The organism is Aggregatibacter sp. oral taxon 458 str. W10330 (assembly GCF_000466335.1).
In the GTDB taxonomy this organism is placed as follows: Bacteria; Pseudomonadota; Gammaproteobacteria; order Enterobacterales; family Pasteurellaceae; genus Aggregatibacter.
Genome location: NZ_KE952598.1, coordinates 2,093 through 2,388, shown reverse-complemented (window position 1 = coordinate 2,388; position 296 = coordinate 2,093). Strand labels below are relative to the sequence as shown.

General features: G+C 51.7%; 1 CRISPR repeat array.

Annotated features, from left to right (window positions below):
- Window position 1: 1 nt before the first annotated feature.
- Window positions 2-296: a CRISPR direct-repeat array (repeat unit 25 nt; unit sequence ACACACAGCCACCCGAAGGTGGCTG).

The window sequence follows — 296 nt, the reverse complement described above, 5'->3', positions numbered from 1 at the left end:
AACACACAGCCACCCGAAGGTGGCTGCCTTTGATTGTCTGATTGCTCTGCTTGCTCAAGCTCTGTTTCAACACACAGCCACCCGAAGGTGGCTGCGCTCAATTAATTATGTTCGTAATTTCTCTGGTAATGTTTCAACACACAGCCACCCGAAGGTGGCTGCAATTTCACTTTTTGCGGGTGTGGCGTTGCGCTTTTCGTTTCAACACACAGCCACCCGAAGGTGGCTGCCAAACAATGCCGTACGCCAGTTCGCCAATTTTGCCGTTTCAACACACAGCCACCCGAAGGTGGCTG